The 7,696-nt window shown below is 50.4% G+C and carries 7 protein-coding genes; 2 read left to right on the forward strand and 5 right to left on the reverse strand.

The genetic code is table 11. The annotated features are described in order from the left end of the window. Positions 1-189 precede the first annotated feature (189 nt). On the reverse strand, positions 190-1,614 hold the full coding sequence (locus Q0294_RS20095) for an ammonium transporter (protein WP_299469020.1): 1,425 nt from the start codon (positions 1,612-1,614) through the stop codon (positions 190-192). A gap of 332 nt (positions 1,615-1,946) precedes the next feature. Between Q0294_RS20095 and Q0294_RS20100 the strand changes: the two genes are divergently transcribed. Continuing rightward, positions 1,947-3,008 (forward strand): A24 family peptidase, encoded by a 1,062-nt coding sequence (locus Q0294_RS20100; protein WP_299469022.1) that lies wholly within the window; start codon positions 1,947-1,949, stop codon positions 3,006-3,008. A gap of 63 nt (positions 3,009-3,071) precedes the next feature. Here Q0294_RS20100 and Q0294_RS20105 read toward each other — a convergent pair whose 3' ends face one another. The 4 genes from Q0294_RS20105 to larE all read right to left on the reverse strand — a co-directional run bounded on the left by Q0294_RS20105 (position 3,072) and on the right by larE (position 6,487). Then, positions 3,072-3,569: a Fur family transcriptional regulator gene (locus tag Q0294_RS20105; protein ID WP_299469024.1), complete on the reverse strand. Its 498-nt coding sequence runs from the start codon at positions 3,567-3,569 to the stop codon at positions 3,072-3,074. A 51-nt stretch (positions 3,570-3,620) separates the two neighbouring features. Continuing rightward, entirely contained in the window at positions 3,621-3,917 is a 297-nt protein-coding gene (locus Q0294_RS20110; RefSeq protein WP_299469026.1) for a flagellar biosynthesis anti-sigma factor FlgM, read from the reverse strand. 526 nt (positions 3,918-4,443) lie between these two features. Beyond that, positions 4,444-5,541 (reverse strand): low-specificity L-threonine aldolase, encoded by a 1,098-nt coding sequence (gene ltaE, locus Q0294_RS20115; protein WP_299469028.1) that lies wholly within the window; start codon positions 5,539-5,541, stop codon positions 4,444-4,446. Between the two features lie 79 nt (positions 5,542-5,620). Continuing rightward, positions 5,621-6,487, reverse strand: coding sequence for an ATP-dependent sacrificial sulfur transferase LarE (gene larE, locus Q0294_RS20120; protein ID WP_299469030.1), 867 nt, complete (start codon positions 6,485-6,487; stop codon positions 5,621-5,623). 475 nt (positions 6,488-6,962) lie between these two features. On the opposite strand from larE, the gene Q0294_RS20125 reads away from it, so the two are divergent. Further along, positions 6,963-7,696 (forward strand): c-type cytochrome domain-containing protein (locus Q0294_RS20125; protein WP_299469033.1); only part of this gene is annotated, 734 nt, incomplete at its 3' end.

The raw sequence follows: 7,696 nt of genomic DNA on the forward strand, positions 1-7,696 counted from the left end.
CCAGCGCTTTCAGAAACCCAAGCGACTATCACACTTAATTATTATATCGAGTTTGAAAGAAAATCTCGATACCTCAATTTAATTTCGCTAAAAACAATAAAAACTATTGGCCTGTAAGGTTTTTAACGTGCATTTTCCTAAAGATGAGAATGAGAACCAGCCTGATGCTGGTTCTCATTCTCGTAATTCTTAGAGGAAAATGTATCCTTCTTCACCATGTTGACTCAGGTCAAGTCCCTGAATCTCACCTTCTTTACTGACTCGCAGACCCATCGTCAAATCAATCAGCTTCAGAATAATTACGGTTCCAATCACCGAAATGACAATCGCCGCACCGACACTGACAAACTGATTGACCAATTGTTGGGAATTACCTTCCAATAAACCAGAACCTTCCGCTTTTCCCGTAATCGCCCGGGTGGCAAAGACACCCGTGAGGATGGCACCGACCGTTCCTCCCACGCCATGCACTCCAAATGCATCCAGTGAATCATCATATTTGAATTTTGATTTCAGCGTCGTGCAGGCAAAATAGCAGGCAAAACCCGCAATCAGACCGAGAAGAATCCCAGATAACGGAGTGACGGTTCCACAAGCAGGAGTAATGCAGACCAGGCCTGCTACGGCTCCTGAGCAGGCGCCCAGAATACTCGGCTTTCCATTATAGTACCATTCCGCAACAGCCCAGGCCAAAACTCCGGCCGCTGCAGCCAGATGGGTGGCGACAAACGCATTGACGGCTGCTGGATTGGCTCCTACGGCACTCCCGGCATTGAACCCGAACCAACCGACCCACAGCATCGTGGCACCGATAAAAGTATAGGTCAGATTATGCGGGGGCATCGGCTCTTGCCCGTATCCTAAGCGTTTTCCCAGTAGAATCGCACAAACCAATGCGGAGAATCCGGAACTGATATGGACCACGGTTCCGCCGGCAAAATCGTAGGCGGGGAAGCGGGCACTCTCATTCCACTCACATAACCAGCCGGTGTCAGACCAGACCCAGTGGGCGATGGGGCAATATACTAAAGTGCCCCAGAGAACTGAGAAAACCACCATCGAACTGAACTTCATCCGTTCGGCAAATGCACCACAGATCAGAGCAGGGGTAATGATGAAAAACATCATTTGAAATACCATAAAGAGCGATTTAGGGATCGAACCATTGGCTGGGATGACAACAGCACCGTTTTCCCAGGTGGGGATCACCCCTTTGAGCAGAATATGGTCAAAACCACCAACAAAGCCCCCCAGAATATCCGACCCGAAGGCAAGGCTGTAGCCCCAGAGTGCCCAGATGACTGACATGAGCCCCATCAGGAACACACATTGCATCATGACTCCCAAAATATTCTTTTTCCGTACCAGACCGCCATAAAACAGGGCCAGTCCGGGAGCCGTCATCATTAGAACCAAAGCGGAAGCAACCATCATCCAGGCGATGTCGGCACTGTTAAATTCCGCTGTTGCCGCTTCCTGAGCGGGGGCTTCGGCTCCCGATCCCAGCGGATGTGGACTGGAACCTTCGTCAGCGAAGATCTCGCCGCTTCCCAATACACTGAAACAAAGTGTTAATAACGTACAGTACGTAATCTGTCTGTAGACTCTCCTCATAACAGGGGCCTTTCCGAGCGCGAAAAAATTATCAAAGCAGTGAGCGAGCGCTTTGGTTCTCTGAATTGATCGGACGATCTGTTTGGGAAATAACCATTTCAGACGATTCTGTTTCAGAGCAGTTTCATCTAATTTGATTTTTTCATCCAACCGCAATTGCGATTAGAGTCAGCAGACTTCACCATATCCACATCCAACATGATCTTACGATCAAACCAGTTAACGCGTCAGTCTAACAAAGCCTTACCGTAAAATCACCTATAGCGTAACAGGTTTTGTTCAGGTTTGTTTAAGATATGATTCCATTCGCTTCGGAACATTTGAATAGATATTTGTCATCGGATCTCCTCCCCTTGATCCCGCTGGGGATCTTGTTCGTCCTGGGAGCAATTGCCGGGCAAGGCGTCAACGCCTGGGTTCGCAGGATGTCTCTCAAGCCGTCCATACAGCCTCTGTCACGCTGTCAGACGTGTGGAGAGCGTTTTCCCCGCTGGAAACTCATTCCCCTGCTACGCTGGATTCCATTACAGAACCGCTGCCGTAAGTGTTTAATCAGTCTGCCCCGGTCAGAATTTCTGCTGGAGCTGGCAACCGGCGGATTATTTATCCTGTTCTATTTCATGGTGGTGCAGGAGCGTTGTCTGGAGATTCCTGCTGTTGTCCCTCCCGGGTTTATGTTTGAGTGGCGTCTGCTATATCATTATTTGTTACTGATTCTGCTTGTGGCGGCGACCAGTATTGATTTTCGCGAATATCTGATACCCGATCAGATTACGATGCCCGGTATGCTGATCGGTGTCGTGGGAGCGACCATCGCGGGGCAACTGCAGATCGTGCATGTATGGGTTGACTGGAACCAGGCGATTCCTGGCTTGTCAGGCCCGTATATCCCGGAATGGATCAAGGTTCACTCACACTGGCATGGTCTGGCCTGGAGTCTGGCGGGACTTATTGCGGGAGGAGGTCTCACCTGGGTTTTGAGACTGGTCTCTTCGGTTTTACTCGGTCAGGAAGCGCTCGGTTTTGGTGATGTGACCTTGATGGCCATGATTGGCAGTTTTGTTGGCTGGCAACCGATTCTGCTGATTCTGCTCCTGGCTCCGTTGTGCGGATTGCTGATTGGTTTTGTCAGTCGCATGGTGACAGGAAAAACGTATCTCCCTTACGGACCTTATTTGTGTGCTGCAACGTTAATTGTCCTGATGGGGTGGAAATGGATCTGGCTGGCTGAATGGCCTTCGACAGTTGCTGGTGCGCCGCCGGAGTTTTCCATCCGTCATTTATTTGGTGATGCGCTGGGGCTGGCCATACTGGCCGGGATTGCGCTGGGCGCGCTGATTCTGATGTTGCTTTTGTTACGGGGCTACCGGGCGATCCCCGTCAAACGCCGTTGAAACAGGCCGCAGATGTGCGATAACTGCTCCCGGAACACACATGGCTGGCTGATTAGGTTGAACTCAGATCAGGTCCAGTTTTTTATGGCGGCGCTGGGGAGGACGCGAGCATTCTTCACAGATGCCATACACTTCGAGCCGATGTTCGTTCATGCGAAAATTAATATCGTCAGCGAGTTTTTCCAGGATTTTCGCAATATCGTCGTTCTGAAATTCGAATAATTCGCCACAGCTTTTGCAGATAAAATGATCGTGTTGCGGATAGCCGTAATCATGTTCATACACATCACGATCATTGGTCCGCGCGACCTTCCGCAGCAGCCCCGATTCTTCAAGCCAGCCTAATGTGCGGTAGACAGTCGAGCGACTGACGCGACGTCCGGTTTTCTGCATCTTCATGCGTTCGACCAGCTGATCTGCGTCGAAGTGTTCGTGGGACGAGAAAACTTCAGCAACGATCAGCTCACGTTCCTGAGTCAGTCTCTTACCTTTAGTGGCCAGATACTCTCTGAATTTCTCGGTAGGAGAAATAGAAATCTCCAGGCTTTCAAAATTGAGCACTGTTTCGCTCTTCCTCTTTTTTAAATTTCTCTACTACAGCCACAGTGATGGTTACTCAGATTCATCAAGCTGACCTAACAGACGACTTAAAGCCGCATTCAGCTTTTCGTCGGTCTCGTAAGTTCCATCATCAATGGCTGCCTTGATTTGTGCCAGCCGTTCCGCACGCATATCAGAGTTGTTCGTCATTTCATCCAGCATACGCCCCGCTGAAGAAATCTCCAATTCATCCTGAGGTGAAGAAATCGGTCTCGAGGTAGGCGCCTCTTTGTTGTTGGTGTGAGTCGGACTCATCTGCTTATTAATAGGCAGCGATCCGGAAATAGAACTGGTGCCGTTAACTTCCATGGCGGCATTCCCCCTGTCACGTGAGCCTGAACCAGTCGGATGAGAATTCTCCCGACTATTAGTTACTGTATGGGACTCATGATATCGTAAGACGGGGGATCGATTCAACTGGTAGTCTGCAGTCATGGCCAATTCTTTCATTGAATTCACTGAATACAAGTGAGATTGCTGCATAATGTAGCAAAAGAACACCTGTTTTCAGATTGTCATCAATATTGAATGTAGAATGGCTTCCTGCACATCCTCCAGCTCAATGGAGTAAAAACGAGATATAGGCTTAAATGTAAGACATGTTCCTATGTCTTTACGGCCTCAATCGTTGAGGGGAGTCTGAACCTTAATTCCATCGACGCAGCGATTGTAAAAAGTTTAATTTCTCAATGAGAAATCCGCAGATCGGCCCAGGCCTCGGTGGCTGGTAGCGATTTTGCGGATTGTATTGAGGGGGAAAACACCGAACTCAAGCCATCCAGCGGCTTTTTTCTTAAGTGGTTCAGTTGTAATCGCTTAAGTTGAATTGATCCGGTTAGCCGCGTGCATAAGGGCCTGTCGCGATTCCCTGATAACGTTCGATGCCGGATTTCAATACCTCGCGAATGGCGGCGGGAACCTGCGCGATTTTTTCTCTGCTGACGTCCAGGTGAGTACAGGCCCTGAGGCGCGTATTTCCCATCGCGCCGATCCCGACTCCGATTTCATGTAACGCTTTCGAAAGTTGCATGGCGTTGCCGATTTCCGGGTGAATATCGAAAAAGACCAGATTGGTCTCGGTTTCCTCGGGAGAAACGGAGATGCCTTCAATGCTCGCCAGTTGATCGGCGAGGAAACGGGCATTGTCGTGATCCTCCTGCAACCGTTCAATATTATTTTCCAGCGCATAAACACAGGCGGCCGCCACAATTCCCGCCTGTCGCAGCGCACCGCCGAATATTTTGCGCGAACGTCGTGCTTTGGCAATTTCTTCTCGGGAGCCGGCCAGGATGGAACCCATCGGGCAGCCGAGCCCTTTGGAAAAGCAGATGGAGATCGTATCGAGGGGCGCACAGACTTCCCGGGGTGAATACCCGGCCGCGATGGTCGCATTAAAGATGCGGGCACCGTCCATGTGTGTCTTCAATCCATTCTCATGTGCCCAGTCACAGATTTCGGTGAGTTGATCAAGCGGGTAATAATGGCCACCGCCGGCATTCGTGGTGTTTTCCACGCATAACAATCGGGTTCGGGTCAGATGTTGATCATCGGCGCGAATTTTTCCCCGCAGGTTTTCCAGAGTCAGCATCCCTTTTTCGCCGGTGAGTGTGCGGCAGCTGACGCCACTCAGAATCGCCGGTGCGCCCCCTTCGAAGATCGCGATGTGCCCCAGTTCGTGAATCAGCAGTTCATCACCCGGCAGACAGTGAGACCGCAGTCCCATCTGATTGGATTGCGTACCCGAACAGGCAAACACAGCGGCTTCTTTTCCCAGCATTTCACAGATCATCGCTTCGAGGCGATTAACGGTAGGGTCTTCGCCGTTCATGTCGTCGCCGACTTCTGCTGTCAGCATTGCCTGCAGCATTTCCGGTGATGGTTTGGTTTTCGTATCGCTGCGAAGGTCGATGTAAGAAGGACTATGCGGATCCACTGCTTGTTTCCTTTGGTTCATTGCTTTTTTGATCGATTCATTCTGTCAGGGAATTAATCCGGAGAGGCAATTCCGTAACTCAGGTTTTTTGAGCGGCTATCTGAAGGTCGTCCAAGGAAAGAAAATTGTTCATACTGCCGGAACGAAATCCCTGCAGATCCAGCGTCACATTCTGAAAGCCGAGTTGCAGAAATTTTTGAGTAATCTGTACGACTGCCTCTGGTGTGATCAGTTTCTGTAATTGAGTGAGAGGAACTTCGATGCGTGCGAGTTCATTCGGTTCCAGGCGGACGCGCAGTTCGTTGATTTGAAACTGCTCACGGAGAAACGCTTCGCCTTGATCGATTCTCTGTACACGTTCTTCAGTCACTTCCACGCCGTACGCGATACGACTGGAAAGGCAGGGGTGTGCCGGTTTGTTCCAGATCGGAAGTTCCCAATATTGCGCCAGGTTTCTGACATCCTGTTTGGTAAAACCGGCTTCGATCAGCGGGCTGCGGACCTGAAAGTCAGACGCAGCCTGCATACCGGGACGGTGATCTCCCCGATCGTCAAGATTCGCTCCGTTGACGAGCGTTGCCGTCTGCCATTCGTCGCTGGCTACGGAATGACTGAGCAACTGATACAGTTCTGTTTTGCAGAAAAAGCAGCGGTTAGGTGGATTGGCCCGGTACTCGGCTGTGGCGAATTCCGAAGTCGAAATCAGACGATGCGCGATGCCGATCAATTCTGCGAGCCGAATTGCTTCTTCTTTTTCTCCGGCAGCCAGGCTGGGGCTGACTGCTGTGACCGCCTGCGCATGATCACCGCGGGCCAGGAATGCTGCTCTTGCCACGACGGTACTGTCGACGCCGGCAGAAAATGCGACGATGACGCGGTCCATGTTCGACAGAATTTGCTGGAGCTGTTCCGATTTCTGTGATAATTCGGCTGTCAGAGACATCATCGAAGTAAAGGTTCTGTAAGAGGTTATTGTGATATTTGCCAATTCAACTTTATTATAGACAACCGGAGACAGGGTTGTCTCGGAACAGAGCGTGAAAAATCTCGGCTTTCTTGAGGGTGACGGTCAAAAAGAGGCGAATCAGAGCGGAATCGGGGAGGTTAAGTTACAAGGAGAGGTCGTACACTCTCATCAGATCTGTGTTTCATTGCATTCAGATCTTTTTTCTCGGTGTCGGGCACATTATACTGGATCTCTACAAGAATGCATCTGACACACGTGTAACCAGCGAAGGCGGATCAAAGCTCAGGTGGCTCAATAGACGAGACGTCGAGGCCGAGTTCCGTCTGATTGAAGAACAAAGTACAATCAGCGGTTTCACTCTGCTTCTGCTGCTGTTCAAAAATATTGTGATCGGGCAGGGCAGGGGGCTTTTTTGGTGAAGCAATTTATCGAATTCAAAACAATGAGGAATGTTATGTCATACCGGTCTGTCCATCTTACGCGAATCCTCTTTGCTTTGGCGTTGTGTTTTGGGGCGTTGCTGTTGACGGCAGAGGCCGCCAAATTAACGACTGAACAGAAAAAGGAACTGGCCTCGATCAAAAAGAACCTGGGGAAGGTTTCTCTCCTGATCCGACAGAAAAAGTATGACGAAGCCAAGACCCTGACTGATGAGGAAGAACAGAAACTGTTGAAGCTGGCAGAGGATGCCATGATCCCCGAAACGGATCCGGTTCTGGTCAGTACGAAAAAACTGATCGCGCTGCGTCGTGTCCTGCTTGAGAAAGCAATGGGGGGCGGTGACGGAAAAGGAACTCCCGGAGCGCCCGCCAATCAGGGAGTCAGTTTTGAAACCCAGATTGCACCGATCTTCATTGAGAAATGTGTGAGCTGTCATGGTGCTGACCGTGCCAGTTCCAATTTGAAGCTGGATACGTTCGCTGATATGAAGAAGGGAGGCCGCGGCGGTGTGCTGCTGGTTCTCGGCAATCCAAACAACAGTTTGATCATTCGCAAGTTGATTGCTCCCGATAATCAACGCATGCCCCGCAACGCGCCAGCTCTGGAACAGGCGCAGATTCAATTGATCGCCCGCTGGATCGCCGAAGGGGCTCGCTTTGATGGTGAAAAAGAGACCGATCCGATCGGCGCTTCTACCAAGAAAAAGAAAGAACCGGTCAAAGCCGAGATGGCAACCGGCACGGAAAA

This window comes from uncultured Gimesia sp., from assembly GCF_937919775.1.
Taxonomy (GTDB): Bacteria; Planctomycetota; Planctomycetia; order Planctomycetales; family Planctomycetaceae; genus Gimesia.

What these genes read in the sequence shown, in the direction of transcription:
- Q0294_RS20095 (WP_299469020.1), bottom strand. Translation starts at nt 1,614, where the DNA reads ATGAGGAGAGTCTACAGACAGATTACGTACTGTACGTTATTAACACTT.
- Q0294_RS20110 (WP_299469026.1), bottom strand. Translation starts at nt 3,917, where the DNA reads ATGGAAGTTAACGGCACCAGTTCTATTTCCGGATCGCTGCCTATTAAT.
- larE (WP_299469030.1), bottom strand. Translation starts at nt 6,487, where the DNA reads ATGATGTCTCTGACAGCCGAATTATCACAGAAATCGGAACAGCTCCAG.